The 26,964-nt window shown below is 37.1% G+C and carries 25 protein-coding genes; 10 read left to right on the top strand and 15 right to left on the bottom strand.

Going from position 1 to position 26,964, the window contains the following annotated elements:
* The first annotated feature begins 183 nt into the window (after positions 1-183).
* The 3 genes from I9192_RS12250 to I9192_RS12240 all read left to right on the top strand — a co-directional run bounded on the left by I9192_RS12250 (position 184) and on the right by I9192_RS12240 (position 5,240).
* Positions 184-1,035, top strand: coding sequence for a 3'(2'),5'-bisphosphate nucleotidase CysQ family protein (locus I9192_RS12250; RefSeq protein ID WP_200149837.1), 852 nt, complete (start codon positions 184-186; stop codon positions 1,033-1,035).
* Between the two features lie 104 nt (positions 1,036-1,139).
* Complete coding sequence (locus I9192_RS12245) at positions 1,140-1,868, top strand: histidine phosphatase family protein (RefSeq protein ID WP_009587013.1); 729 nt, start codon at positions 1,140-1,142, stop codon at positions 1,866-1,868.
* Positions 1,869-2,174: 306 nt separating this feature from the next.
* Entirely contained in the window at positions 2,175-5,240 is a 3,066-nt protein-coding gene (locus I9192_RS12240; protein WP_042066537.1) for a M66 family metalloprotease, read from the top strand.
* Between the two features lie 114 nt (positions 5,241-5,354).
* On the opposite strand, the gene I9192_RS12235 is transcribed toward I9192_RS12240, so the two are convergent.
* The 5 genes from I9192_RS12235 to I9192_RS12215 all read right to left on the bottom strand — a co-directional run bounded on the left by I9192_RS12235 (position 5,355) and on the right by I9192_RS12215 (position 11,370).
* Complete coding sequence (locus I9192_RS12235; RefSeq protein WP_010591581.1) at positions 5,355-5,879, bottom strand: protein tyrosine phosphatase family protein; 525 nt, start codon at positions 5,877-5,879, stop codon at positions 5,355-5,357.
* Between the two features lie 74 nt (positions 5,880-5,953).
* A complete protein-coding gene (locus I9192_RS12230; protein ID WP_004830496.1) occupies positions 5,954-7,045 on the bottom strand; it encodes a 3-deoxy-7-phosphoheptulonate synthase in 1,092 nt (363 codons plus the stop codon).
* Positions 7,046-7,187: 142 nt separating this feature from the next.
* Positions 7,188-8,066 carry a sulfite exporter TauE/SafE family protein gene (locus I9192_RS12225; protein ID WP_005031919.1) on the bottom strand — a complete coding sequence of 293 codons (879 nt, stop codon included), beginning with the start codon at positions 8,064-8,066 and terminating at the stop codon, positions 7,188-7,190.
* A 318-nt stretch (positions 8,067-8,384) separates the two neighbouring features.
* Positions 8,385-9,875 (bottom strand): amidase, encoded by a 1,491-nt coding sequence (locus I9192_RS12220; RefSeq protein WP_005031918.1) that lies wholly within the window; start codon positions 9,873-9,875, stop codon positions 8,385-8,387.
* A 22-nt stretch (positions 9,876-9,897) separates the two neighbouring features.
* Positions 9,898-11,370, bottom strand: coding sequence for a GGDEF domain-containing protein (locus I9192_RS12215; protein ID WP_005031916.1), 1,473 nt, complete (start codon positions 11,368-11,370; stop codon positions 9,898-9,900).
* A gap of 253 nt (positions 11,371-11,623) precedes the next feature.
* On the opposite strand from I9192_RS12215, the gene I9192_RS12210 reads away from it, so the two are divergent.
* From I9192_RS12210 to I9192_RS12200, 3 genes are all read left to right on the top strand, one after another.
* Complete coding sequence (locus I9192_RS12210; protein ID WP_004830501.1) at positions 11,624-12,118, top strand: hypothetical protein; 495 nt, start codon at positions 11,624-11,626, stop codon at positions 12,116-12,118.
* Between the two features lie 151 nt (positions 12,119-12,269).
* Positions 12,270-12,728 carry a transposase gene (locus I9192_RS12205; protein ID WP_228289322.1) on the top strand — a complete coding sequence of 153 codons (459 nt, stop codon included), beginning with the start codon at positions 12,270-12,272 and terminating at the stop codon, positions 12,726-12,728.
* A gap of 49 nt (positions 12,729-12,777) precedes the next feature.
* The gene (locus I9192_RS12200) at positions 12,778-13,623 is read left to right on the top strand and encodes an IS3 family transposase (RefSeq protein WP_010591792.1); all 846 of its coding nucleotides are present in this window, start codon (positions 12,778-12,780) and stop codon (positions 13,621-13,623) included.
* Between the two features lie 60 nt (positions 13,624-13,683).
* Here I9192_RS12200 and accC read toward each other — a convergent pair whose 3' ends face one another.
* The 4 genes from accC to I9192_RS12180 form a co-directional block, all read right to left on the bottom strand.
* Positions 13,684-15,048 carry an acetyl-CoA carboxylase biotin carboxylase subunit gene (gene accC, locus I9192_RS12195; protein ID WP_005031915.1) on the bottom strand — a complete coding sequence of 455 codons (1,365 nt, stop codon included), beginning with the start codon at positions 15,046-15,048 and terminating at the stop codon, positions 13,684-13,686.
* Between the two features lie 16 nt (positions 15,049-15,064).
* Positions 15,065-15,484 carry an acetyl-CoA carboxylase biotin carboxyl carrier protein gene (gene accB, locus I9192_RS12190; RefSeq protein ID WP_004830503.1) on the bottom strand — a complete coding sequence of 140 codons (420 nt, stop codon included), beginning with the start codon at positions 15,482-15,484 and terminating at the stop codon, positions 15,065-15,067.
* 17 nt (positions 15,485-15,501) lie between these two features.
* Complete coding sequence (gene aroQ, locus I9192_RS12185; RefSeq protein ID WP_004830504.1) at positions 15,502-15,957, bottom strand: type II 3-dehydroquinate dehydratase; 456 nt, start codon at positions 15,955-15,957, stop codon at positions 15,502-15,504.
* Positions 15,958-16,192: 235 nt separating this feature from the next.
* On the bottom strand, positions 16,193-17,509 hold the full coding sequence (locus I9192_RS12180) for a Y-family DNA polymerase (protein WP_200149836.1): 1,317 nt from the start codon (positions 17,507-17,509) through the stop codon (positions 16,193-16,195).
* Between the two features lie 351 nt (positions 17,510-17,860).
* Between I9192_RS12180 and I9192_RS12175 the strand changes: the two genes are divergently transcribed.
* Positions 17,861-18,040 (top strand): hypothetical protein, encoded by a 180-nt coding sequence (locus tag I9192_RS12175; protein ID WP_174761299.1) that lies wholly within the window; start codon positions 17,861-17,863, stop codon positions 18,038-18,040.
* A 135-nt stretch (positions 18,041-18,175) separates the two neighbouring features.
* Here the strand turns inward: I9192_RS12175 and I9192_RS12170 are convergent, their stop codons facing one another.
* Together I9192_RS12170 and I9192_RS12165 are read right to left on the bottom strand one after the other, a co-directional pair.
* Positions 18,176-19,378, bottom strand: coding sequence for a winged helix-turn-helix domain-containing protein (locus tag I9192_RS12170; RefSeq protein WP_004830508.1), 1,203 nt, complete (start codon positions 19,376-19,378; stop codon positions 18,176-18,178).
* Positions 19,379-19,461: 83 nt separating this feature from the next.
* A complete protein-coding gene (locus tag I9192_RS12165; RefSeq protein ID WP_200149835.1) occupies positions 19,462-20,001 on the bottom strand; it encodes a LexA family protein in 540 nt (179 codons plus the stop codon).
* A gap of 166 nt (positions 20,002-20,167) precedes the next feature.
* Between I9192_RS12165 and I9192_RS12160 the strand changes: the two genes are divergently transcribed.
* The 3 genes from I9192_RS12160 to hpaR all read left to right on the top strand — a co-directional run bounded on the left by I9192_RS12160 (position 20,168) and on the right by hpaR (position 21,861).
* Positions 20,168-20,506 (top strand): immunity protein Imm33 domain-containing protein, encoded by a 339-nt coding sequence (locus I9192_RS12160; RefSeq protein ID WP_004830510.1) that lies wholly within the window; start codon positions 20,168-20,170, stop codon positions 20,504-20,506.
* A gap of 16 nt (positions 20,507-20,522) precedes the next feature.
* The gene (locus I9192_RS12155; RefSeq protein WP_004830511.1) at positions 20,523-20,903 is read left to right on the top strand and encodes a hypothetical protein; all 381 of its coding nucleotides are present in this window, start codon (positions 20,523-20,525) and stop codon (positions 20,901-20,903) included.
* A 526-nt stretch (positions 20,904-21,429) separates the two neighbouring features.
* Entirely contained in the window at positions 21,430-21,861 is a 432-nt protein-coding gene (hpaR, locus tag I9192_RS12150) for a homoprotocatechuate degradation operon regulator HpaR (protein WP_004830512.1), read from the top strand.
* A gap of 443 nt (positions 21,862-22,304) precedes the next feature.
* Here the strand turns inward: hpaR and dsbG are convergent, their stop codons facing one another.
* From dsbG to I9192_RS12130, 4 genes are all read right to left on the bottom strand, one after another.
* Positions 22,305-23,063: a thiol:disulfide interchange protein DsbG gene (dsbG, locus tag I9192_RS12145; RefSeq protein ID WP_005031905.1), complete on the bottom strand. Its 759-nt coding sequence runs from the start codon at positions 23,061-23,063 to the stop codon at positions 22,305-22,307.
* Positions 23,064-23,120: 57 nt separating this feature from the next.
* Entirely contained in the window at positions 23,121-23,957 is an 837-nt protein-coding gene (locus I9192_RS12140) for a TlpA disulfide reductase family protein (protein ID WP_005031903.1), read from the bottom strand.
* The gene (dsbD, locus tag I9192_RS12135; protein WP_200149834.1) at positions 23,954-25,972 is read right to left on the bottom strand and encodes a protein-disulfide reductase DsbD; all 2,019 of its coding nucleotides are present in this window, start codon (positions 25,970-25,972) and stop codon (positions 23,954-23,956) included. The genes I9192_RS12140 and dsbD overlap by 4 nt, the downstream gene beginning before the upstream one ends.
* A 90-nt stretch (positions 25,973-26,062) precedes the next feature.
* Positions 26,063-26,530 carry a hypothetical protein gene (locus I9192_RS12130; protein ID WP_005031898.1) on the bottom strand — a complete coding sequence of 156 codons (468 nt, stop codon included), beginning with the start codon at positions 26,528-26,530 and terminating at the stop codon, positions 26,063-26,065.
* Positions 26,531-26,964 lie beyond the last annotated feature (434 nt).

Here is a 26,964-nt window from a genome sequence, read left to right as displayed (position 1 = left end):
AAGTTTTTAGAGACAGCTTAGTCTAGTCAATTAAATAAATACCTAAAAGTCTATGGTGATATTCAAAAGCATATCATCTCTTTAAAGTACAATTAATTGTTTAAAAGCTATTGTTTTCATGCACTCAACATAAAAAAATGATAGGCTTAAGCACAAAAATCAGACATCCTACAGGTCAGATCAATGTTTATCACTACTCAAGCACCACAAGATGACCAAATTTCTAAATTGGTTCCTGTTTTGGCCAAAGCAAGTCAAATTTTACTTGAGGAATACCAAAACTATTGTGCTGGGCGAGCATTTAATATTGATCAAAAGGATGATCAGTCTCCAGTAACCCAAGCTGATTTAAAGGTTAATGCTTATTTAATTGAACAATTGGCACAAGTTACGCCCGAAATTCCTGTGTTGTCTGAAGAAAGTGATTATTCAGAACGTCATGCTTGGGCGGTGTGTTGGATGCTAGACCCTTTAGATGGAACCAAAGAATTTATTCATGAACGTGATGAATTCACCATCAATTTAAGCCTGATTCATAATCATAAAACCATATTCTCTATTATTGCTGTACCAACTGAACAAGTTATGTATTTGGGTTATTTAACAGAACTTCCATATAAGTATTCATTTACTCAGGGAACATGGGAACGCTATTGCAAGTTTAAAGAAGTTGAAGAAGATGCAATCCAAATTGGTTTAAGCCACAGCAGTAAGAATCCCAAATATCAGCAATATATTGATTATATCGAACAAGAGTCACCTGTCATTAAACGAGAGGCGGGCAGCGCCTATAAATTTTGTATGATGCTGGAAGGTGAAATTGATATTTATCCACGCTTCCACCCAACCTCCGAGTGGGATACGAGTGCAGGGCAAGGTTTGCTCGAAAGTATAGGTGGTGGATTGGTCAGCTTAGCGGCAGTACCCTTTACTTATAATCAACGAAATACTGTATTAAATGAAGGTTTTATTGCATTTCGGAATGAGGAAACCAAACAAATTGCCTTGGATGCACTTGGTAATGTTAGCTTTTAATATAATTTAGCTTTTTAGATAATATAGATATCTATTTTACAGATGATTTAACACTTTGTGACTTATGTTATAGTAAAGCTGTATAAAAAGAGTTTTGAGTTGATATGGCGTTAGATTTATTGCCGAAAAGCATGCTGAAAGCAATAGATTTATTGCCAGATGCGCAGACCCCTGTGACTTTATTTACGCGTCATTCAATTCGTGAAGTTGTTAATGGACAGGGATTGGCTGGCTATGATTTACAACTAACAACTCAGGGGCGTGACTTAGCACATGCTTGGGGTTCATATTTAATAGATCATACCGATCGTGTCATTCAGCATTGTATTTCTAGTCCAATTCAACGTTGTGTAGATACTGCTGCTTTGATGATTCAAGGGGCAGATGGTGTCTCCCCCCAACCCAATACCCATCATATTGAAATTGTCGAAAAAGGCTTATTGGTTGAGCCTGGAAGTTTCGTGCTGGATATTAAGCAAGCTGCGCCATACTTTCGCAAGCAGGGTGCGCTCGGTTTTATCAATAGCTTTGTGAATAATGCCTTGCCCGGAATGAAGCATCCAATTCGTGGGGTAGTTGATGTGCTTGAATTGATTTATGAAACACATCCAACAGTAAGCAATGGTATTAGTTTAGCTGTAAGCCATGATACGATTCTTGCTGCAATTATTGCTGTGATTTCGAAACGTACTCAAATTGATCAAAGTGATTGGCCTGAAATGATGGAAGGGTTGTTTGTTTGGTTTGAGGGAGAGCGCTTTGTGGATAGCCATTTAAAATGGATTTGGCGTGGCGAAAGAGGTGAATTGTTGATACGTGACTTTCAACAATAATATGATAAAAAATGGTTGATTATTATTGCCTTACTTGATCGTTGGTTAAGCTTGTAGTAAAGCCAATATAACGATGACTAAAATTATAAACTTAATTGTATTCTATTCAGATTAATCACTACTCTAGATGACAAGCACAATCGTATTTTGCTGTTGTGATAGGTTTTTCGTCGGTTAATGATAAAAAAATGATGAAATTTAAATTGGTGTGTTATATTTAAGTTATTGAAATTAAATAATATTTCAATTTTGTCTCAAAAAACATGGATAGAGATAAGTCGTTATAAATATTGGGGAAGATCTGTGATGCACTTAAGGTTTAAATATTTAACAATTTGTACGCTTTCAGCAATGTTGATTGCATGTGGGGGTGGAGGGGAAAGCCATTCTGTAAATGATCAGCCATCAAATCTGCCACAAAATCCAGGAGATGGTACAAATGAACTGCCTGGAGATGGTACACCAGAAATACCAGATAATGGTTCGGGCGGTTCAAATAATGGCTCTACAGAAACTCCACCAAATAGTGGTTCAGATGGCTCCAACAATGGATCTATAGAAACACCTCCAGAGAATGGTTCGGGCGGTTCGAATAATGGCTCTACAGAAACTCCACCAAATAGTGGTTCGGATGGCTCTAACAATGGCTCTACAGAAACTCCACCAAATAGTGGTTCGGGTGGCTCCAACAATGGTTCTACAGGAACACCACCAGAGAATGGTTCGGGTGGTTCAAACAATGGCTCTACAGAAACACCACCTAACAATGGTTCAGATGGTAATACGGGTACAACGCCACCTGTTGCTGAAAAATATCCAGAGCCTGTTAAAAATAAAATTTCGAATAAGATATTGGGATTCTATGATTTTAATGGACAAGGCGAAAATCGATTACTGCGTAATGATTTAACGGGTAATTTCGCTGCAATGGTACAGTTTGTTCAAAGTCATGCGGTCAATCCTAAAAATAATGAACAGGATAAAATGCCACGTTTGACCACTGACAAAGATGCTTTGTTATTGGTAACGCCTTTGGTTGCGATGGGGGAACTCAACCAATTACAAGCTGAAATTTATCAAGGTAATCAACTGATTCGTACAGTTAATTTAAAAGAACCATCACGCCTTGCAGCTTCAGATCAATCCAATCAGGACGATCGAGCACGTGTCATGTACTCAAAGCAAGCATGGTCACTTGCTTTGAAGTGGAATGAAGTTCGTCCAGGACTTTCTATTCGCGTCATCGATCCAGTCAATAATCGTAGTGGTACGCTTGGCGGAAGCGATATTGACTTTGCAGCGCCCGGAGAGCTTGTGGTTCAAAGTATTCGCTTAGGTTTATTGACCGATGCACCAAAATCCAATGGGCACTATATGCTTTTGGAACCAGAAAAAGCGGGTACTGATTATTTACAAACCATCCCAGCTGCAAAAATGATTGTCAGTAAATATGAGGAAATGAAACTCAATCGTGTGATGGTTGCGAGTGGCGTGATTTATGATTCAGCGAGCGCGACCAATGGGGGCGTTTATGATGGTGACATGCGTGAGAATACTGCGAAATCTACATTTAGTGTCGGTATAAATTTAGCTAATTGGGGGGTGACCAGTTCCTCAATGCAAAGTCAGGAACAACCACAGCTGACACAAAGTGTTGTGATTCATCATGCCAGAGGTAAATATGCCAATGGTGAGTCAAATCATGGCTTGAGTGGTGGTAATGGGATTTTGACATTGATTGATTCTATAGGAAATGAATTCAGTCATGAAATTGGACATCATTATGGATTAGGACATTATCCAGGCTCTGTTGAAACCAGTGGTAGCCCAACCAATTATTTCTGGTCTGCACATCATGCGGATAGTGGCTGGGGCTATATTGCATTTCGTAATAAGATGCGCGGCAACTTAAATTGGGGCAGTACTAATTTAGGAGATGGGAGTAATGGGGTGCCTAACTTCCAAAATTTATATGCTTATGGCTGGGATGCAATGAGTGGTGGCGCAAGTGCCAGCTCGATTTCTAAATATACCCACTACACAGGTTATAGTACTTGGTTGAAAATTCAGCCTGCATTTGATAAGTATATTTGGGATGCAAACTCAATCACAGGTTATAAAAAGTGGAATGCAAACACACGAGAAATGGTGGATGCTCAACCCAAAACGCCAAACTCAGGCAATGTTTGGTACAACAGTGCAGATGGAAATTTTTTAAAGCCGCGTCTATTTAGTGTGCCAGTTTATACAATTTTAGGGGGATATGACCCTGTAAATCAGGTGGGTATTGTTTATCCTGCTGCACGTGGTAACTGGGGCAATGTATTCAATTTGCCACAAGTCAATACCTCTAGCACTGCTGCAAGTTGTTGGTTGAATGTACAATATGCCAGTAAAGTTGAACATATTGCACTTGCACCACAACGGGTAAATGCTGGAAGCAATGCCAATAAGTTCCATGTCAATCTTGCACAAAGTGATACACCTCAAAATGTGGATCTTTATTGCCAAAAAATGGGTCAACAGGCAGTTAAGCTCTCTAGCATCAGTATTCCTGTTGCAGTTGAAGCTATGACGCCTTTTGTGAGCATTGGTAAGGAAGCAGAATATTCTGCTTTAAGAAAAATTGAAATGCCGCAGCTTGAACAAGCTTTACTCAATAATCAAGGTAAAGCGGTGGTTAAACTTGATGCGAATTCACGTTTACTATTTGATTCTTATCGTCTATTTAAAACTGAACTTTCTCCAAATGCACAGCTTGAAATGGTACGTTACACCCAACAGCAAATAAAACTTTATCGTTTAAATCGTTGGATTAATGCTTATCGAGTTGATTTGGAAAGTGGTAATGCTGAAGCGATTGAGGCATTTAACCGATTTGTGGCTAAATTGGAATTGAATAATGATTTTAATTTAAATGAAGTTTCTAGTCTAAAAAATGGAACCAACTGTTTGAAGGTAGAAACACTGTCTGATGGCAAGCTAAATGCCTACATCAGTGGTAAGAGTGCTTGTACAGGTGATGACTCTGAGCAATGGATTTATGATGCGATGGGTAAAATCCATAGTAAGAAATATATGGATCAATGTTTAGCAAGTCAGGCTGGTGTGATCAATCTTGCATCATGTAATAATGAGAGTTCAGCGCAGGCATGGATGATTAATTCTACATTACAACGCATTGAACAAGGTTCAAAATGTTTTGATTTAGAATATGGTTATTTAAATAACAATCGTGCCCGTTTGATTAGTTATAACTGCGGGACAGGTGGGAATCAAAAATGGACAAGTTTACTCTCCAATAATAGTTTGATTTTGGCTGCGACAAGTTCAGCAAACTTACCATTGATCAAACAATTATTGATTCATTAAGCAGAATCAGATTGTTTAGATCGCTATAAAATAAGCGCCTAAGGGCGCTTATTTTTTATCATACTGGATGCTTTTATATTGAAATCGATCAAAGATATCAAGGGTGTTATATTTTTAAGAAAATTGGTCTGCATGCATTAATGAGTGTTGTAAATCTTCAGTTGCTTTACGTCCTTGAAGTTGTAGACTGACTGCATGCATTAACCCTGTCCATGTCTCATTGGGTTCCCACACTTGATGCAACAACTCTTGTGCTGTTGGCATATCCATATCCATAAAATATTGACGATATAAATACATTAGGCTACTGACACGCATGTTCTTGGCACAATGTACCCACACCATTTTTTCCTGCACTAAATGTGCAATCAAATCTAGAGCAAATAAACATTGGTCATCTGCAGGTCGATCCCAATGAATGGGAATTTGGATATAGTTTAAGCCTAACTCAGCACAGATTTTATCTTCATGTTCTAAATGTACCGACGCATCTGTAAATGCCAGATTGATGATTGTATCTACGCCGTATTCTTTAATTTGCTTCAGTTGTTCAGCCGTCGGTTGACCTGAAGTCAGTAAATGTTCATGGACAAACTGAAAGTTTGCGATTTGACAGAGTTCTTGTTCAAGTTCGTTCATAGCATTCTTACAGAAAAATTTTAATAACATCATAAACAAAAACGCCATCTATGTAGATGGCGTTTTTATACTAATTAACGCTTAGGTAAAATATCTTTTAAGGCTGCATCCATTTCAAGCAATGCTTTTTCTGTAGTTTCCCAGTCAATACAGCCATCAGTCACTGATTTACCATATTCCAAATCGCTTAGATTTTCTGGAATATCTTGACGCCCACCTTTGATATGACTTTCAACCATGATGCCAACAATCGATTTATTCCCATCAAGAATTTGTTCTGTGATATTTTTCAATACCAATGGTTGCAAATATGGGTCTTTATTTGAGTTTGCATGACTGGTATCAATCATAATTTTCGTACTGACTTTAGCTTTTGCTAGTGCGTTTTCTGCTTCTGCAACTGAGCCTGCATCATAGTTCGGCTTACCATTCCCGCCACGTAATACAACATGCGCATACGGGTTACCACTGGTACGAATCACTGAAACTTGACCTTCGTTATTCAGACCTAAAAAGCTATGACCATGCTTCACGGATTGCATTGCGTTGGTTGCAACAGTTAAGCCACCATCGGTACCATTTTTAAAACCGACAGGTGATGACAAACCAGATGACATTTCACGATGGGTTTGGCTTTCTGTGGTACGTGCGCCAATGGCAGACCATGAAATTAAATCTTGATAATACTGAGGTGAGTTTGGATCCAACGCTTCAGTCGCACAAGCTAAACCTTTGTCATTTAACTCAAGCAGTAATTTACGTCCTAAACGTAAACCTTTTTCGATATTAAAAGAATCATTCATGTCAGGATCATTGATCAAACCTTTCCAACCTACAGTTGTACGAGGTTTTTCAAAATAAACACGCATGATGATGTAGAGCGTATCTTTTACTTTTTCGCTTAAAACTTTTAAACGATCTGCATAATCATGGGCTGCAACAGGGTCATGAATCGAGCAAGGACCAATCACAACAAATAGACGTTTATCTTTACCATCTAAAATATTACGGACTGTTTCCCGACCATGAAGTACAGTTTGGTAAGCATTTTCATTTAATGGGAGTTCAGCTTTAAGTTCAGCTGGAGTTACAAGCGTTTGAATGCTTTGGACATTCACGTCATCAATATCTGATTGAATAATTGGATTTGAATTTAATGTATTCATTGCCGTCACTGGGTATTAGAACATACAGAAAGTATTTTTAGTGGTCAGAATATAACATGAATTGGTTCAAGTTTTGTTATAAATAAATCATTAAAACTTCACAACCCATTCATAATGATAAGTTATCAATTACAGATTAAATTTAAACCTGCTGTTGTTGAACCGTTTGAGTAACCATGACTGCCTGTGGTTTTTCAACAGGTTTAGATTTAACTGGATTTAAGATAAAGTTAATACCTAGAGCAAATAGGGTGATTCCAAGTACTTTACGGATCATCTTTTCAGGCATTTTCGAGCTGATTAATGTGCCAACAATAATCGCAGGAATAGACCCAACCAGTAGCCATCCGAGTAATTGAAAATCTACGTTGCCTGAAGTCATGTGTGCAAAACCTGCCACAGAGGTGAGTAAAACTGCGTGTACCACATCTGAACCAATGATACGAATCATCGGTAAGTTCGGAAACATCAGAATGAGTGCCATGACACCAAAAGCGCCAGCACCTACAGAGGAGAGCGTCACGAATACACCCAGTACAATGCCCATGAGCACGACGTATACACGCTTACCTTGAATGTTAAAATTATTTACCTCTTGAAAGTCGTGTTGATCTTCACGAAATTTGGCAAAAAACTTTTCAATTCTGGCACGGAACATAATGGATAGACCTGTTAGCGTCAGCATAAACCCTAAAACCATGGTTAAGATGGCTTTGTAATGGGTTGAACCGCTCAAATAGTTTTCTAAAACCCAATGGGTCACAAATGATGCTGGAACACTCCCTAAAGCGAGCCAAAGTACGATAGGCCAAACAATATTGAGTTTTTTTGCATGTACAAGTGAACCGCAGAACTTTGAAATCGCAGCATAGAGGAGGTCCGTTCCGATGGCGATGTGTGGTTCAATTCGAAATAAACTAATCAAAATAGGTGTCATCAGTGATCCACCACCGACACCGGTAATACCTACACAGAAACCGACTAAAACGCCAGCCAAAATAAACTCAACAGGACCAAACATGACTTATTTGCCAGATATCAAAAAACAGGCATATCTTATGACTTTTTTGTATAAGTGGTTGTCTTGATTGTTGATTTACTTATGCAAAAAAATGCTAAAGCCTCTATTGTTAAAAATACCCAATTTTTTAAATGTTTGGCTAGGTGGTGGAGGCATTTTATAAACAATAAATCAGCTGCTTGATCATTTATTCTTTGTCGCAAAGTTTAGTTTTGATTTGGGGATTTAAAGGTTTAATTAAACTTTTATAGTTATTAAAAAATACGTAAATATTCATATAAATGGTAAAATTTATATGAATATTTACAATAAGTTAATTTATACCTTGATGGATTGGTAACGTGTTGCCCAGGGTTGTGCTTGTTCTAGCTGTGCCGCCAATTGTAATAGCGTATCTTCATGCCCAAATGGGGCAATAAATTGAGAGCCTAAGGGTAAATGATCTTTGTTCCAATATAAGGGTACAGACATGGCAGGCAAGCCCGTAATATTTGCCAGTTGTGTAAAGGGTACCCACTGCAAATTATTTTTAATCAATTGTTCAACCAGTTTTCCTTTAGCCAGTAAGTGTGCTTGGTCAACTTTAAGTAACGCTTTTAAAATAGGAATTTGCCAAGCAGGTGTTTTGACTTCACCATTTTTGGGTGCAACAGATGCAGTGGAGGGGATAAGGAGTAAATCATATTGGCTAAAAAATTGATTCATTTGAGTTACATAAGTTCCCCAGTTATTCAGGTTGTTGATGTAATCCAATGCAGATGCTTTAGCACCAAATGCAGCAATGGCTAAAGTATCTAATTCAAAATCTTGATCTTTTGCACCAAACTGCTGTTTAACTTGTTTTACAGTATAAGCACATTGGCTGAACCATGTGGTAATAAAATCTTTAGCCAAAGCCATTCCATCAATCTGCGGTGAAGCTTCTTCAACGATATGCCCTAAGGATTGTAGCAACTTTACGGTGTTTTGAATGGCATTGACGGCATCTTGTGATACTTGAGTACCAATGGGTGACGTGACTGAAAAACCAATACGTAATTTTTTTGGAGCTTTTTGAATGATCTCTAAATAGTTTTCTGTTGGACGTTGAATATTAAAAAGTGCACTGTGATCTGAACCTTGTGTTGCATCCAGCATTGCTGCGCTGTCTCTTACGGATTTACACAATATATGCTGCATTGCTGCACCATGCATGGCTTCACTAATTTTAGGTCCCCAAGGCGTACGTCCTCGACTTGGCTTTAATCCAAACAACCCACAATATGATGCGGGAATACGGATTGAGCCTCCACCATCACTTGCCCCTGCAATAGGTACAATTCCAGCAGCAACACTTGAGGCTGCACCCCCTGATGAACCACCACTGTTATATTTGAGATTCCATGGGTTTTTACAGCTTCCCCATGCTTCAGGTTCAGTGATGCCTTTAATGCCAAATTCAGGAGAGTTGGTTAAACCAAAAGTTACGACACCTGATTTAATCCAGCGAGTAACGATTTCAGCGTTTTCTTTGGCAATATATTGGGCATTTTTAAAAGATTTTGAACCGAAAGAGGTTGCCACACCTGCGAACTCTTGGTGGAGATCTTTTAATAAAAAAGGAACGCCAGAAAAATGACCTGAATGGTGGTTATTGGCATTTTTCATTGCCTGTTCATACATCGGAATCACGATGGCATTGATTTTAGGATTGACCTGTTCAGCACGTTGAATGGCGATTTCAAGTAATTCATGCGCTTGTATTTGTCTGCTTTGTACCAGTTGTGCTAAACCGATGCCATCATATTGAATATATTCTGAATATTTCATTGCATTCCCTCGCAATTTAAGGTTAATGGGCAAATATTTTTTGATCTTGTTGAATATCTGTTTCTAAACAAAGTTGATTTCTTCCTTTTTCTTTCGCCAAATACAGTGCTGCGTCTGCACGTTTGATGAGCTGTTGAAAGGGAATACAGTGGGGTAATGTTTGGTAACTCAAACCTATACTTACACTGATCTGAAGTGTACGTTGATCATCTAAATAAATAGGGGTATCGAAGGTCATATTACAGATTCTTTGAGCAATTGCGATACTTTGATCTAAGCTTAAATCTTTCAGTAAAATTGCAAATTCCTCTCCCCCTAAACGACCGAGCAAGTCATGGGCACGTAGCTGTGCTTTTACTTGTTGGGAAAATGTTTGTAAAACATAATCCCCAATCAAATGTCCGTATTGATCATTAATTTTTTTAAAATGATCTAGATCCAGCAGTAATATCGTCACACTATGCGCTGTTTTTTCAGTATTTTTGGCGATTGTACGTTCACTTTCCTCATAAAAATAACGTCGATTTAACGTAGTTGTTAAACCATCATGATTGGCGAGATATAAAATCTGATGATATAACTTTTGTCGGTTACGACTGATAATGGTTAGCGTCAACGGTCCTAATGCCAGCATAAACAAACCTATTCGAACGGAAAGCGTTGTTTCTAGATAGGCATTTGGTGATTGGGTAATATAGTATGAGGTCAATGCATTATATAAAAGCATACATACCCCACAATTGATAATTGAGACAAAGAATAGATTATAACTGAGTGCAGCCCATATCAATGCCGCAATTGGGAACATGATTGCACCCGGACCGATAAAAAAGTGGGTGAGTGTTACTGAGAAAACAACACCTAAAAAAGGTAAAATAAGTTGGGCTTGAACGGGTTGTTGCTTAAATTCATGGAAATAACTTTGTAACGTAGTGCGGTTTGGAATTGCTAAGACGATTGGTAAAAATGCGATGACATTGAGGATTTCTCCAGTCCACCACATCCCAAAGTCGATCCAGATTCGATCGATAGACATAAAGGTATTGGGCAAGTGAGGAACCGTTAAGCAAGCAACTGTAGCTGCGGCGAGACAACCACCAAATGCACTGATGCCAAAAAGATATAAAAAAGTTAAACCTTTATTATATTGTTTATAGTCTAGTTTAAAGAAATGAATAAGTAATAAGGTTACCAAAGTGTGCGATAGATTGGCTAAGGTTAAAAATAAGGTCACTAAAAAACTATTTCCAGTGATCAGGTCTGCAAGCATAAAACCTGTAAATGCACCTAGCCACCCACCAATATTTTTGAGCGTGGTAAATCTTAAAAAGAGTCCGAGTAAGACGGCATTTGCTGGCCAGAAAATAGCAAGAAAGGAGAGCGGTCTACCCAATATTCCAGCCAAAGCACAGGCAAATATGATCACTGCAATCAGAAAAAATGCAGAAATATTGTCCTTAAACGTTTGACTTAAATACAGTATCGCTCGTGGCAAATGACTAACCTATTTTAGAAGAATGCTTAATTCCAATTCCAAGTCACGTGGCTTTGTCTTTAAGGTAGTAATGATAATCATATCTATGTATATCGATAAATCAATAGTTTTAATCGCCTTTAATCCAGCATTTTAGAAATTTATTCTGCAGTTGAGCTTGGATAAAGATTGTTCTTATATGGTTAATTTTACATGTTTTATTATAAATGTATGATAGTTTATACATGATAAAATTTGGCATACAAGATTGGGTATGAAAAAAACAGCACTTATAATTTCTTTACTGCTTAGCTTTTCTTCTTACACTAAAGCTGATGAGGCACCTCCACGCGCTCAAGCAACAACGACCAACAATGTAATGGCGACAAATACAACCAGCACCATTCGAATTAGTACTCGACCTGAAATTTTAGGTTTATGGGGAATGGAAATTCCTGAAAATAAAAAATGCATCGAATATTATAATTTCCGAGGTTCCAATGAAGTTGTTGTCAACAGTGCCAAAGAGTGGTCAGTAGGACTTTTTGATTATCAACCCTCGCCTGATAATACTTTAGAAAAACCTCCTGCATTGATCATGCAAATTCGCTATGAAAATAACGAAACCGATTGTTCCGGGCGTAAAGAAGATCAAACTGGGGATGTGTCGCAGTATTATGTAAAGTGGATTAATAAAAATACCATGAGTTTTTGTGCGTCAGATAAAGGGGATCAATGTTTTGCCACTTTGCGCAAAGTCTTGCCTTAGGTTTGAGATATATAATTTGAACAGTGCCATGGCTTAAAGATGTTGTGCTGATAGGTCACTGAGTTAAATGATAAATCGATTTCATTGATATTAAAAAACCTCTGTTTTGAACTGAACCCTATAAGTTGGACACAACTTATAGGGTATTTTTATGAAATACAATTTAAAGTTTAAACAAGCAGTCATTGCTTATTATGCTCAAGGCCATTCTAGTTTATCAACAGCCAAGCATTTTTCGATTAGTGATAAGGATGTCTCTAAATGGTTGGCTCAATTCAACTTAGGTGGAATTGATGCAATAAAACCAAAACAGAATAAGACAATTTATACAGCTGAATTTAAATATAAAGTATTAACAACTATGCAGGATGAGCGATTAAGTTTATCTGATACAGCTCTTCGTTTTGGTATTTCTTCCCCGAGTTTGATCAGTGTATGGCGTAAAATCTATCAAACCGATGGTATGCTTGGACTAGAACCAAAGTCTAAAGGAAGAGCACCCATGTCTAAAATAAACATAAATATATTGTTGATAAACCTGATCATGAAAAAACAACTGCTGAGCTTCAGCATGAACTACTCTATTTACGCGCTGAGAATGCTTACTTAAAAAAGCTCGACGCCTTGCTGAATCCACCCAAAAAGGACAACAAGCAAGGTTGATTGATCAGATGAGTACTGAGTTTGCTTTGCCATTGCTTTTAGATATTGCTGAGTTATCGAGGAGTAGTTTCTACTATCATAAAGCCAAGCTAAATGCCGTAGATAAATATGCAGAGCTCAAGCAACGAATTTGCCAAATTTATGATCAGCATAAAGGTAGATATGGTTATAGACGAATCACTTTAGCCTTGAAGCAACAAGGTCTTCATCATAACCATAAATTGATTGCTAGGTTGATGAGAGGCTTTGGTTTAATTTCATTGATTCGGCGTAAAAAGTACAATGCCTACAAAGGTACATCCAATAAAATAGTCAAAAATAAACTCAAACGTAACTTTGAAGCGAAGCGACCCAATAAGCGTTGGCTGACAGATATAACCGAATTTAAAGTTGCTGATACGAAGTTATATTTATCTCCGATTTTAGACTGCTATAACAATGAGATTGTGAGCTATACACTTTCAAGACGCCCAGTATTTCAACTTGTTAAAGATATGCTTGATCAAGCCATAAGTCATTTACCAAACTCACGAAAACACAAGCTTATGCTTCATTCAGATCAAGGCTGGCATTATCAAATGAGCCAATTTAGGAGTACGCTTAAAGCGAATAAGATTAAGCAAAGTATGAGTAGAAAAGGGAATTGTTGGGACAATGCTTTGATGGAGAGTTTCTTTGGTACATTAAAATCAGAGACGATTTATCTAGAGAAACCAGAAAGCATTGAAGTCTTAGAGCAACAAATTCATGACTACATCCATTACTATAATCATGAGAGAATACAAATTAAACTAAAAGGATTGAGCCCTGTTCAATTCAGAACTCAATCCAGCGTTAACTAAACTGTCCAAGATTTGGGGTTCAGTCCATTTTACAGAGGTTTTTTGTTAAGCAAAGATCAGTTAAGCATCATTTTCATGACCTTGAAGTTGCTTTAATAAATGTTTTTCAAGGTAATGAATATCCATCGCTTGCGAACAGAAGTTCTTATCTTCAAGAATCAAATCTTTATGTAATGGAATATTGGTTTTAATCCCAGTTAAAATCATTTCATCTAAAGCTTGTTTCATTCGGGCAATCGCAGTATCACGATCTTTACCATAAGAAATCAATTTTGCAATCATTGAATCATAATATGGTGGGATGCTATAACCTTGATAGATATGAGAATCTAAACGAATCCCTGCGCCACCGGGTGCATAGAATGATTCAATTTTACCCGGTGAAGGTAAGAAGGTAGATGGATCTTCGGCATTGATACGACATTCAATGGCATGACCTTCGATCTTAATATCTTCTTGTTGAAGATTAAGACCTAGACCAGCAGCAATACGCAATTGCTGTTCAATAATATCTACACCTGTGACTTGTTCAGTCACAGGATGCTCAACTTGAACACGTGTATTCATTTCAATGAAGAAGAATTCGCCATCTTCAAATAAGAATTCAAAGGTACCAGCACCACGGTATTGCATTAATTTACAAGCATTTACACATGCTTCTAAAATATGAGCGCGTGCTTCTTCTGGTAGACCAGGTGCAGGTGCTTCTTCAAGGACTTTTTGATGTCGACGTTGTAACGAACAATCACGGTCATATAAATGAATTGCTTGACCATTACCATCTGCCAAAACCTGAACTTCAACATGACGAGGTTTTTGTAGGAAACGTTCCATATAAACGGTATCGTCGCCAAACCACATTTCTGCATCACGCTGTGCAGCTTGAACAGATTCGAGTAGGGTGTCTACACGTTCAACAATACGCATACCACGACCACCACCACCTGAAGCAGCTTTGACGATCAATGGAAAGCCAATTTCTTTTGCTTCAGCCAAAGCATTGTTTGGCGTCACTGCATGTGCAGAACCAGGAACTGTTGGTACACCTGCTTTACGCATCGCCGTAATCGCTGAAACTTTATTGCCCATTAGGCGAATGTGTTCAGGACGTGGACCAATAAAGATAAAACCTGAACTTTCTACAATTTCAGCAAATTCAGCATTTTCAGATAAAAAACCATAACCGGGATGGATTGCATCTGCACCAGTAATTTCTGCAGCTGTAATAATGGCAGGAATATTTAAGTAACTTTCACTACTTGCACCCGGACCAATACATACGGCTTCATCACAAAAACGTAAATGCATTAAATCTTTGTCAGCATCAGAATAGATTCCGACTGTTTTAATCCCTAAAGTTTTGCAAGCGCGAGTGATGCGTAGCGCAATCTCACCTCGGTTTGCAATTAAAACTTTTTGCAACATATCAACCCCCGAGGTATTACGCGCGGTAGCGGAATAAAGGTTGACCGAACTGGATTACATCACCATTTTTTACAAGAATTTCTTCAACTACACCACTTTGGGTTGCTTCAATTGGGTTCATAATTTTCATTGCTTCGATGATACCTAAAGTCTCACCCGCAGAAACAGTTTGACCAACATTGACAAATGGAGCTTCGCCAGGACTTGGTGCAGAATAGAACACGCCGACCATAGGTGAGGTTTCTACAGCACCACGAGAGGCAGCTTTAACTACTGGTGCTTCAGCAGCTGGGAGTGCAACAGGTGCTACACCAGCAGCAACCACAGGATTACGACGAGTTAAAGCAATCGATTGATCGCCTTCTTTCACTTCAATTGCTTGAAGATCAGATTCGATCATCAAATCGATGAGCTTTTTAATTTTGCGAATATCCATGGGTTCGTATTCCTAAATTATGATTGAGTTGAAGATTGAATTTTGTCGATAGCGTAATCAAGTGCAAAAGAATAACCTTTAGCACCAAGACCACAAATTACGCCAACGGCTTTATCTGATAAATAAGAATGATGTCTAAATGCTTCACGGGCATGAACATTAGAAAGATGTACTTCAATAAAAGGGATAGCGACACCTAAAAGGGCATCACGTACAGCAACGGAAGTATGTGTAAGTGCGGCAGGATTAATAATAATAATTTTGACGCCGTCTTGTTGTGCTTGATGAATACGATCCACCACAGCACCTTCCCAATTGCTTTGAAAAGTATCTAAAGTAATATTGGCTTGCTGAGCTTGCGTTAGGAGTTGTTGGTTAATGTCATCCAATGTGAGGTGACCATAGACCTCTGGTTCGCGCTTTCCTAGCAAGTTTAAGTTTGGTCCGTGAATGACCAAAATGGTCGAACTCATTGAGACTGCTCCAATTCAAAAGTTGCAAAAATCTTTGCAAGATGTCTGCAAAGTTTGCATATTATGGCATGTTTTTCCACAAATACTTTATATTTTCTTTGAATCGTCGCGGAAATGCTGTGCCTTGTACGGCATATATAATGTAAATTTTGTCGTTAAATGGCAATGTTAAAATATGACATTTTCATGCATTGTTTTAAAGTGATTCCATTCTAAACTGAGTGACCAAAACTATTCATTTGATTTGTGTAACAGCCATATGACTATCATCAATACATAAGATATCACTCCAGCGTGTCGTATAACTTGGAGAGCGATTTTGTTGACGCATTTTCCATGTTTCACTACTGGAATGGTAACCCACTTGAATACAATCAGGACCAAAGCGTTGCTTCATATTGGACAGCGTATCCATGAGTTGATCACGTTGCTGAATAAAGTCTACGGGATGCCATAAGTCATTGATGTGTTGGCTTTTGTGATGAAGGGCAGAAAGCATCACTGCGACTTTTACATACTTGATATTTTCTTTAAATAAAACATCTATTTGCTGCAATGCTGCCTTAGTTAAAGTCATCAAATCATCTGTTGCATATGACAAGCCTGAAGCACTGCTTTGGGCTTTTTTATAAGGTGCCTGAGGAATTTTTTCATACAAAGAGACATGCACAACTGCACAGAGTTGTTGCTGTCGAGTAAGGCGTTGATGTGCTCGATTAACATGAAAAATAATCGCCTGTTTGATGATTTCAACATTGGTTAATGCTGAAGCAAAACTTCGAGAAGAAAGAATCCGTTTAGAGGGCATTTCAGGATCGTCCAAAGCAATGCAGGATTGACCTTTTAGCTCACGAATAGTACGTGCAATGACCACTGAGAACTCTCGTGCTAGGTAGTGTTCATTGGCAAAAGTTAAGTCATAGCAATTATAAATATTATATGCTTGTAACCGTTTGCTGGTTTTACGTCCAATGCTCCACACCTCAGCCACATTGGTTTCGAGAAGCAAAGCTTCAAAGCTACATAAATCTAAGCCAGTCAAATCGCAAACATTCTCAAATCCATGCCGTTTTTTTGCAAAACTATTGGCAAGCTTGGCTTGCGTCTTACTATAACCAATGCCAATACAACACGGTAAACCTAACCATTTTTGAATAGTTTTCACCAATCTGCGGCAATATTCTTCTAAGTCAAATAAGTCTCGATAAGAGCTTAAATTAATAAAGCATTCATCTATTGAGTAGGGTTCTAGATCATCCTCTTTAAAAAAGGTTTTAAGTGTTTTAAAAAAACGTTCTGAGAAATCGCCATATAAAGCATAGTTGCTTGAATAGGCGATAACACCTGCTTTTTTCGCTACTTTTTCAACCTCATGCCAAGGAACAGCCATATCTATATTTAATGCTTTGGCTTCATTACTGCGTGAAACAACACAGCCATCATTATTACTTAATACGACGACAGGTTTATTGTTTAAGCTTGGATTGAATACCCGCTCACAACTGACATAACAATTGTTGATGTCGATTAAAGCAAAAACTTGTTCACTCATGATGATTTTGAAAAAGTTACAAATTCAAGTGAAATATTAAAAGATGTTTAAAATAAATTCAAATTTAAATAGGTGTGGATAGCTTGAATTTCACAGCATAAAAATTTTGCTATTCAGTAGATCAATATAGCGCTTTGTAAGGATTGTTGTGCTTCATCGTGGTTTAAGTAATCCACGTAAAAAGCTTCAACCTCGAAGTTATTCTTTTAAAACATGAATCTCATATTGGGTGTTACGATGTCGAAAAATGAAACATCTATACGCTTGTTTCCAATGCTGAGCGCGTTAAATTAATAGTTGTCGTCGATTTGTACGGCATATCCCAATATGTAAAAAAGGATGGATATGAAAATGGCTAATCAACACAACCAGCAACAAAATCAGCAGAATGACCCACAACGTCAACCTAACCAATCTAATCAACAGCAAAAGCAACAAAGTCAGCAGGACCAACAGAAGCAGCAAAATCAGCAATCAAATCAACAGGCTCAACATAATCAACAAAGTCAGAATAAAGCTCAGCAAAAGTAGCATTCAGACTTAATTTACGCAATAAATAAAAGTACAGCGCCTCAATTAAGGATTGAGGCGCTGTACTTGTGTTTGGTAGTAGATGAGTAGGTTTTCTAATTCAGCTTAAATACAGATTTGAGCTGATCTTTCACCTTATGAACATTGTTGTAGAGCACGATTAAAAAGCTGACTAGGGTGGTTTATTAAGTTAGGGCATTGATTAAATTGCGCAAAATTAAGTAGTTCATCATTGAGTGCATTGAGAAAGTGATCATAATCTATATGTTTATTTTTAAAGCAATGATCTTCTAAATGCAGATTCAATACTTCAAATTCCTTTTTGGTTCGATGTGCTTTACAGTCGATACGCCCCACCATTTGATCAGCATATAAAATAGGTAAACAAAAATATCCAAATTGTCGCTTAGTTGGGGTTACATAACATTCTAAACGATAATCAAAGTGGAACAGTGTATTTAGACGTTCTCGGTGTATGACAAGATTGTCAAAAGGGGACAGAATTTTAACTTTTAATTCAATCTGATGTTTGCGTTCTAAAGCATCTGTTTTAATATAAATATTTGAACTTTCTTTATCGGTATCACCTAACTGAGATAAGGGGATGATCACGCCTGCATCCAGTTGTTCCTTGACTATTTTACGCATTGCTTCGCGAATTTGACTGCCGACTTTAAGATGCAGTAATTGTTTCCAGGTAAATATACCGTGCGCTCTCAGCGTAGTATTAAATAAATAGCGTGCATATTCTTCTAACGTCGGCATGGTTAAGTTGAGCTGGCTAGGGAGACAACGCTCAGTCAGGTTATAGACCTTTTCCATCCCATTTCGTTCGCATATCATCAAATCGCCTTGCATAAACAATTGATCGATTGAACGGCGTGCTGAACTGGAGTTCCACCATCCCCCTGAGTTTAGTCGATTGCCTTGCTCGATATGACGTAAACGAATGCTACCTTCAGCGCGAGTCTTTGCTAAAATTTCTTTCATCAAATGTTGATCACCCCGATTAAAGTAGCGATGTTCGCCATTTCGTACTGATGTCATATGAGGAAGCGCATAGCGATAATCTTGAATCGGTAAATAAGATGCTGCATGGAACCAATATTCAAAAATATGTTGTTGTTGTACCAGTTGATTTAGATGATTGGGCTGATAGTCTGGGACTCGACTCCATAAGATATGATGGTGAGCACGTTCGACGACTGAAATAGTGTCAATTTGCACATAACCTAGATGTTGAATTGTTTGAAGTGTTCCAGATAAGCCTAAACCAAATGCAGGTTGAGAAATTAAACCTTGATGCGAAAGTGCTAAACGTCTCAATAATTCAGTCATATCATTTAATTTCCATGCAAATCAATCCTAGATAAGGAAGGGGTAGCTTTAATTTAATTAGGCAGCAAAATCAATTTTGCAGTTTATTTGAGTTTTTTCAAAATACAGGTCACAACGCCCCAAATCATAATCTGCTCTTCACTATGCGGATGAATATCGGGGAAATCTGGATTTTCCGCTTTAAGCCAAATGTTATATGAGCCCGTGGATAATTTTTTATGCATAAATCGTTTAACGGTAAATTCATTATTGATTAATGCCAATACTACATCACCATGTTCAGCATCTAGACTACGATCAATCAGAATTTCATCACCAATTTCAATTCCCGCATTTTTCATCGATAAAGAATTAACTTTTAAAATAAACGTTGCAATAGGGTTATGAATCAAGTGTTCATTTAGATCAATTTTCTTTTCAGTATAGTCCTGTGCTGGAGAGGGAAAACCTGCAGCAACAGTTTCAAGCGGATAGGGGATTTCTATTTTAAGATGTGGGTGAAAAAAATATAAGTTTTGAGCGGATATTTCATCTTTGATGATCATGTCCTGTTGAGTGGTTCGAGATCTCGGATATGCTTTGAGGTCAACGAGTCCAGACTTTGTCTGTGAATATTGCTGCATTATGTTTGACCTCGAATGATCTAATTTGAATACGTTACAAAATCAAGTTTAGCAAATTATTTATTTTTTGCAATGCTGTCTATCGTTTGAACAGCATGTGAATTTAGTTGTGATTGTCAAACTGTCAGCTTACAATCTCACAAAATCAGGTTGTTTGAGAATAGATATGTTGCAAGATTTTGTAGAAGAACAAAAATTGGTCTGTGAAGAGTTTGATTCACGTTATATCAAAGTCAATGAAACAGATCTGGTTGCAATTGCCAAACACACTTTAAATAAAGAACCGATTGTGGGTTTACGTAAACAACCCGATGCTGAAAATGTTTCGTGGTTTATTTATGGGGGAGAGTTAGAAGAAGGTGAGGACTTCTTTGATGTCATTAGTGTAAAAGAATTAGAAGACGTTTTTCCAGATGCAATCCCTTATTTAGCTTTGGAGCAAGGCTTTCGTTTTATGATTGATGCAGATGATTATGAGGATGTTTGGAAAGCTGATGTCATATAAATGAAAAGGCGTGCTTATGAAGCATAAGTTTATTTTGCAGTTATTGGTGATGACGGGTATTGGATTAATGACATCAGTTTTTGCTAAAGACCAGACGCAAAAACTTACACAAGATGAATATAACCAGCGTATTCAAAATTATACTGCTCAAGTCAATGCAACCAAACAGATTCTAGATGATGAAATAATGGGAAACCAAGACGCGGATCAACAGAGAAAAGCTTTTTGTTCTCGTTTAGAAGCATATCAAGGGATTGCGCAAATTTCTCAAGAAAATTTGCAATTGGATACAGCAAACATGATGTTAATGATTGCCAATGATTTCTTGGACCGACAAAAGCAGAGCATGCAAATTTCAGGAGTGGCACTGGAAAAATTTTGTTTGGTTGAAAAATAAACAAAAATATCCTTTAAATTTTATTTTGTCAGGAAATGACATTTAATTGGCTGAAAATGACAAGGAAATTTTTTAGAAATCATGAATAATAAAGGCATTAAAACATGATGATAGTTGATTTTCCCTGGTCTTTGATTCATCTTGTTTTAATCGTCAATTTCGCGATTGATGTATCCTAAACTCGCTTTATTGCGAGTTTTTTTATGGGGAAAATAAAACTAATATTCGAAGTAAATCGATCTGATAAAGATGAAAAGTAGTTTATTTATGGCTGTAAAGTATTCAATAAAATAAAGCAATATTGTGTAATTCCGCCCATTAAAAATGCCAGACTCAAGCGATGAATGAAAAAAAGTAAACTTTATTGTTAATTAAAATTAATTTTTTATTTTATTTCACATCTGATATAAATTTAGATGTAACAAAAAGAAAGTTAACTTAAATCATTACAGTAAACCAATTTGGATCTATTGAATGAAAACTCGATTTACCTATCCATTCGCATGAGTTTCATGAAAGGATTTCTATGAAAACAATTCGATTATCACCTTCGCTAACTTTAGCACTGGTACAGGCGCGTGAAGCCACCAAAACCTATTTTCGCCCTGCTTTAAATGAGATGGGCTTAACTGAGCAACAATGGCGTGTGATTTGTACGCTCTATCAATACGATGAGCTTGAGAACAACCACTTGGCAGAATTAACCTGTATTTTAAGACCAAGTTTAACAGGCATCGTCAATCGTATGGCTGAGCAGAATTTAATTATCAAAAGTAAGGATTTACATGACCAACGAGTGAGCTTAATCAAACTTACCCAAGCAGGTCGAAATTATTTTGAAAGCCAAGCCTTAAAAATGGAGGAGTCCTATAAAAATATTAAAGAACAATATGGTGCTGAAAAGATCCAACAATTAATGGAGTTGTTGCATGATTTATCAAAAATAAAATCCAATTAAAAGCTATAAAATTATTTTAAAATCAGTTGTTTGGATTAAAGACCTTAAAGTATATTCGGTTGAAGGCATTCATTTGGATATAATATAAAAGTGTAATGTAGCAATGCTATGTTGAATATATTACACAGTTTAAGTTCTTAATAAGCTTTAGATCATGCGCTGAAAATTTTAAGCAATGCCCAACAATGATATAAGCAGAACATCCATGTCATGCCAGCAAGATCAAAGTGAGTGATTGGTAAGGGTGTCCATAACCCAGAGCAAGAATAAGGTAATGCTTTGTTTGCTGCGTAAGTTGCAGTGAAAGACTCGCGTTTTTTGCTGCTTGGTCATTTCCTTGCAACAGTATTTCTCATCATTTAGAATGACTAAATGTCGTATTTCGAGGCTACTATCGCCTAAAAAATATCTGGTCGCAAATATAGACAAATTGTTAACAGCCTCTATAAGGACTCATTGAATAATTTCTGAATATCTTTAGGTGCACCTTGTTGGCTCTGGATTTCACCTGAGGCATCTTTCCAAACCATTGCTGGTGTGGCATAAAAACCGTACTTATCCATCAGTTTAGTATTGGCATCCAATTTTTCAGATAGCGCTTTTGGTAGATTTTTCATTTCAACCAATTTGTTTTTACCATTACTTAGATTGTACTGTTTAAAAATTTCAGCAGGATTTGCACTATTTAAAATCGTTGCTGCTTGCCCTTTACTACTTGGGCGAATCACACCGACCATAATATGACGTAATTGTACTTTTCCAGATGCAACAAATGGACGTGCTTGTTGCCAAAAGGTATGACAGTAGGGACAGTTAGGATCATTAAACACATAGACAATTTTTTTAGCGTTTGTATCACCATCTTGAATCCAAGTGGATTTTTCTAAGCTTTTCCAAATCTCATCGAGGACTGCACCTTTAACATGCGTATTAATCGCTTGTTCTGTTAAATTTTTTCCAGATGCATCAAAAAGATCGCCCACGATATAGTGTTTTTGATCTTTAGCTATAAATAAGGTAGATGGATATTCGTCTTTATAGCCTGTCCAACCTTCCATACCTTCAGGGGCATCAATCTTTTTAACGAAGTTATAACCTTCTTTTTCAAGTTTATTTTTGAGAAAATCAGCATCTGCGGCAAAAAGTGAGCCACTTAAGACCAAACTCAACGAGTAAATACCGAGTGTTTTTAAATCTATCATTAAGAAACTCCTTATGTTGAAAACTCATCATGACAAAATCAGTGATGTTGACATCATTTAATCCGAAACTAAGTTTTGAATTTTTTGATGTAAGGCAGCATGGGTAATTTCTCCCATATGTGTATCGATTAATTTGCCTTGTGCATCGAAAAATAAAGTGCTGGGTAAACCAAACATTCCCATTTTTTGAGCAGTTGAACCATTTGTATCCAATAAAACTTCATCTAGTTGCAGTGAGTGTCGTTGCAGATAGTTTTGCACAGTTACCGCATCTTCATTTTGATTAATAAAGATTAATTTCACATTGGGATATTTTTTCTGTGCTGCACTTAATACGGGCATTTCACGTCTACATGGTGGACACCAACTTGCCCATAGATTAATCACAGTCGGTTTTCCTAAATATTTTGTGAGTTTGATAGGTTGCTGTTGTAAATTCAGTAGTTGAACGTCAGGAAATTGTTGATATTGCAGTTGTATTTGTCGATAGGTGTAATGAGCTGAAACACTTAATAAACTAAATATTGTGAGTAGCAATAGGATAAAGCTTTTTTTCAGCAAGCGATTTTTCCATATGATCCAGAGAAAAGCTGTAATAACGCCTAAATAAAGATTAAATCCTTTGTCTTGAATTTTGATGATTTCAATAGGATGGTCTAAGTAAACCTCTAAATTCAATAATACAAAGCCTATACGTGCACATAACACACCAAGCCAAATCCCAGTCCAAATCGAATCTTTAAAAGTTGGCCACTGTGAAGTTTCTAGTTCAAAGTAACGGTAAGTCAACTTTCCTATGATGACGCTGACTAAGATGGCGACCATCAAGATCGTCAGCGTCCAAGGTAGCATGAATGGACCGAGATGAATGGCTTGTAGGGTTATCATGGTCATTGTGCGTTCACGATTTCTTGCACTTGTGCTGTTTGTTTGAGCAATTGTTGTGCTGAGAAAGTTCCAGTGAAGCGCAATTCACGAATTTCTTCTGCATGATGATTCAAGAACAACATCGTTGGTGGACCTAATATTTCGCGTTGTTTTAAAATAATGTCCTGTGAGGCATTATATTCGGTTAAATCTAACTGAATCAGTGTGAAATTCTTTAATGCATCCTGTACGTCAACACGTGGGAAAACCTCTTTTTCAATGGGTTGGCATGCCACACACCAATCTGCATAAACATCTATAATAATCGGTTTATTTTGCTGTTTTGCTTGAACCAAAGCATTTTCAAGTTGTTCAGCGGTAGTGACTTTCTTCCAGACCAAATGTTCGGATTGACTATGTTGAATTTGATAAGCAGCATAACCTTGTTGAATGTTCCAAAGTCCCGCAAAAAGACTCAGTACGGCAATCACTGTAAGTATGGCTTTATTGACAACTTTTTCACTATCTCGCAAGGCAATAAATAAGTAGATTGCTAGCGCGATACACAATAGAGCGAAAATTGCAGCATAAACCGTAGAAGGCAGCATTGGACGAATAAAGTACAACGCAACCATGAGCATCACAAAGCCAAAGCTGACTTTGATTCGATCCATCCATTTTCCTGGTTTTGGTAATAATTTAGAACCGAATACACTGGCAATAAATAAAGGTACGCCGATACCTAGACCTAGAATAAATAGATAGAGACCACCTAAAGCAGCATTTTGGGTTTGTGAAACAAATAATAATGCACCTGCCAGTGGAGCACTCATGCAAGGACCTACAATCAGTGCGGATAAAGCACCCATCACCACAGCACCTAAAATGGTGCCAGCTTTTTGATTGTTTTGTAGATTGCTGAGTTTATTGGTTATAAATTGCGGTAAATTGAGCTGATATAAACCAAATAAATTCAATGCCAATATGACAAATAACACAGCAAATAATGAAACAATCCAAGGGCTTTGGAACCAGCGTTGAAAACTATAACCGATCTCAGCAACTACAATTCCCATAATGGCGTAAATGACCGCCATACTCACCACAAAGGAGAGGGCAATTACTACCGCTTTATAGCCTTTAGCCCGTTGAATAATGATGCCTGAAAGAATCGGGATGAGGGGCAGTGAGCAAGGTAAAAAAGCAAGCAAAATTCCTAAACCAAAAAATACCAATAAATTCAGAAACAATGAATCTTTTGATAAAAGTTTAAAAAATGATTGATCATCATTCCACTGTAATGACGTTGTGTGGTCATTTGTTGAAGAATTAGCATTTAGGGGGGAGGAATTGGATTTTTTTGTAATGACAGCGCTTGAACTCAGTATCTGGTTAGGATCTACACTAGCCTCAGTGGATTGATCTTGATTAATACTTTTTTGTACATTCGTTGTCGTTGCTATAGTTGAATTTTTTTCTGCATTATCTGCATTCGATGTTGGGATTTTTGCATGATCTGAATCATTTTTAATATTTTTATCTAGAGATGGAGCGGTTTCAGATTGGCTCAACAAGGAATTATTTGTACGACTGCTCAGCATGTTTTTAGATGCAGTATTGTTTTGAGGCAATAAACCATCTGCATCTGTAGCAATATTTTTTCTTTGTAGTGGATAACATAAACCATCAGCGGAGCAACCTTGGTACATTACTACATATTGAGTATTGGGTTTAACCTGAATAGTGGTGCTTACACTTTCATAGTGAACTTCAGTTTTACCAAAGGTTGGATCATCTTTGATATGTCCTTTTGGTAAGCTAAATGGTACTGCTTTATTATTTACAGTGACCTTGAATTGATCATGATAGAGATAATAATGAGGTGCAATCGTCCAATTCAATTGGGCTTTGTTTTCTGAAAGTGATTCTGCTGAAAATTGAAAAGCTTGATCTGGAGCTAAAAATTCAGGATTTGCATGGGTAAACGTGCTAAGTCCTAACCAAGTAAAACAGCACACACTGAACAATGTTCGCAACTTCATAATGACATATCTTTGTTTCGTTTAAAGCCATTATCCATAATTTCAGATTAAGAAAGCATTATTCTGCGTGTTTCTTTGTAAAAATATCGTTTAAAAGCAATCAATACCTTGTCGATTTAAGCTTTGCTGTGTGTTTGGATCTAGATGATCAATTCTCTCAAATCTTGTTGGGCGACGATCATTTTTAGCGGTATAGTTGATTGTATAGAACATCGCACCTTGATAAATCACTTCATAAGTTCCCAACAATCGATTATTGATAACTTCTTTATAAAAATAATGAAATTCGCTTGGTCTGCCTGTTGCTGTATCTATTGCATCATAATGAGAAAACTTCAAATCAATCTTTTTTAAATATGGATAATATTGAATCGTTTTGATCTCAGGAAACTCCTCAGCAGAAACCAGCAAAATATTTTTCTGATGCTCTGTTTTAAAGCAAAAGTATGATGCTGTCGCTTGTGCAGATGCAGATATATTCAAGAGATATAAAGTGATCATAAATAGCCTAAGCATTTTAATATTTTTTCCTATATCTTGATATTGCACATTGTTCATTAATTTTCCAGCTATTGCCCTTGTCTAAACAGGGTTATAACTTCTGATAACAAGTGTATATGTCTATTATTCAATTTTTATATCTACTATCGAATCGTGATTTTAACTCAAAAACTAAAAACGCTGATTGGGTTCAATCGAATTCACTGTATTGGGTGCACCGATCGATATGCACATACATGAGACTTCTTCGCTTGGTCAAAAATAAGTATTTAGTTTCCCCTTATAGAAATCATTTCTAAATGCGCCTAGCGAACAATGCTATTCAAGAATGCTATTTTTGTATAAATAAAGGGCATCTCGCACGTTTTTTGCATTCATTTGCTTTGAAACGATTGAAATTAATTTCAACTACACCCATATATAAATGAATAAACAATACAGACAAATTGTGAAATTTGAAGCATGATCAAATTCACAACACTACGTCTAAA

It is taken from the genome of Acinetobacter bereziniae, assembly GCF_016576965.1.
GTDB lineage: Bacteria > Pseudomonadota > Gammaproteobacteria > Pseudomonadales > Moraxellaceae > Acinetobacter > Acinetobacter bereziniae.
The sequence above is the reverse complement of the archived record's forward strand: the minus strand, read 5'-3'. Positions and strand labels throughout refer to the sequence as shown.

What these genes read in the sequence shown, in the direction of transcription:
- accC (WP_005031915.1), bottom strand. Translation starts at nt 15,048, where the DNA reads ATGTTGCAAAAAGTTTTAATTGCAAACCGAGGTGAGATTGCGCTACGC.
- I9192_RS12170 (WP_004830508.1), bottom strand. Translation starts at nt 19,378, where the DNA reads ATGACTGAATTATTGAGACGTTTAGCACTTTCGCATCAAGGTTTAATT.
- I9192_RS12225 (WP_005031919.1), bottom strand. Translation starts at nt 8,066, where the DNA reads ATGTTTGGTCCTGTTGAGTTTATTTTGGCTGGCGTTTTAGTCGGTTTC.
- I9192_RS12165 (WP_200149835.1), bottom strand. Translation starts at nt 20,001, where the DNA reads ATGCAGCAATATTCACAGACAAAGTCTGGACTCGTTGACCTCAAAGCA.
- aroQ (WP_004830504.1), bottom strand. Translation starts at nt 15,957, where the DNA reads ATGAGTTCGACCATTTTGGTCATTCACGGACCAAACTTAAACTTGCTA.
- hpaR (WP_004830512.1), top strand. Translation starts at nt 21,430, where the DNA reads ATGAAAACAATTCGATTATCACCTTCGCTAACTTTAGCACTGGTACAG.
- dsbG (WP_005031905.1), bottom strand. Translation starts at nt 23,063, where the DNA reads ATGATAGATTTAAAAACACTCGGTATTTACTCGTTGAGTTTGGTCTTA.
- I9192_RS12250 (WP_200149837.1), top strand. Translation starts at nt 184, where the DNA reads ATGTTTATCACTACTCAAGCACCACAAGATGACCAAATTTCTAAATTG.
- I9192_RS12205 (WP_228289322.1), top strand. Translation starts at nt 12,270, where the DNA reads ATGAAATACAATTTAAAGTTTAAACAAGCAGTCATTGCTTATTATGCT.
- I9192_RS12130 (WP_005031898.1), bottom strand. Translation starts at nt 26,530, where the DNA reads ATGAACAATGTGCAATATCAAGATATAGGAAAAAATATTAAAATGCTT.
- I9192_RS12245 (WP_009587013.1), top strand. Translation starts at nt 1,140, where the DNA reads ATGGCGTTAGATTTATTGCCGAAAAGCATGCTGAAAGCAATAGATTTA.
- I9192_RS12175 (WP_174761299.1), top strand. Translation starts at nt 17,861, where the DNA reads ATGGCTAATCAACACAACCAGCAACAAAATCAGCAGAATGACCCACAA.
- accB (WP_004830503.1), bottom strand. Translation starts at nt 15,484, where the DNA reads ATGGATATTCGCAAAATTAAAAAGCTCATCGATTTGATGATCGAATCT.
- I9192_RS12235 (WP_010591581.1), bottom strand. Translation starts at nt 5,879, where the DNA reads ATGAACGAACTTGAACAAGAACTCTGTCAAATCGCAAACTTTCAGTTT.
- I9192_RS12180 (WP_200149836.1), bottom strand. Translation starts at nt 17,509, where the DNA reads ATGAGTGAACAAGTTTTTGCTTTAATCGACATCAACAATTGTTATGTC.
- I9192_RS12230 (WP_004830496.1), bottom strand. Translation starts at nt 7,045, where the DNA reads ATGAATACATTAAATTCAAATCCAATTATTCAATCAGATATTGATGAC.
- I9192_RS12220 (WP_005031918.1), bottom strand. Translation starts at nt 9,875, where the DNA reads ATGAAATATTCAGAATATATTCAATATGATGGCATCGGTTTAGCACAA.
- I9192_RS12160 (WP_004830510.1), top strand. Translation starts at nt 20,168, where the DNA reads ATGTTGCAAGATTTTGTAGAAGAACAAAAATTGGTCTGTGAAGAGTTT.
- dsbD (WP_200149834.1), bottom strand. Translation starts at nt 25,972, where the DNA reads ATGAAGTTGCGAACATTGTTCAGTGTGTGCTGTTTTACTTGGTTAGGA.
- I9192_RS12140 (WP_005031903.1), bottom strand. Translation starts at nt 23,957, where the DNA reads ATGACCATGATAACCCTACAAGCCATTCATCTCGGTCCATTCATGCTA.
- I9192_RS12155 (WP_004830511.1), top strand. Translation starts at nt 20,523, where the DNA reads ATGAAGCATAAGTTTATTTTGCAGTTATTGGTGATGACGGGTATTGGA.
- I9192_RS12210 (WP_004830501.1), top strand. Translation starts at nt 11,624, where the DNA reads ATGAAAAAAACAGCACTTATAATTTCTTTACTGCTTAGCTTTTCTTCT.
- I9192_RS12240 (WP_042066537.1), top strand. Translation starts at nt 2,175, where the DNA reads ATGCACTTAAGGTTTAAATATTTAACAATTTGTACGCTTTCAGCAATG.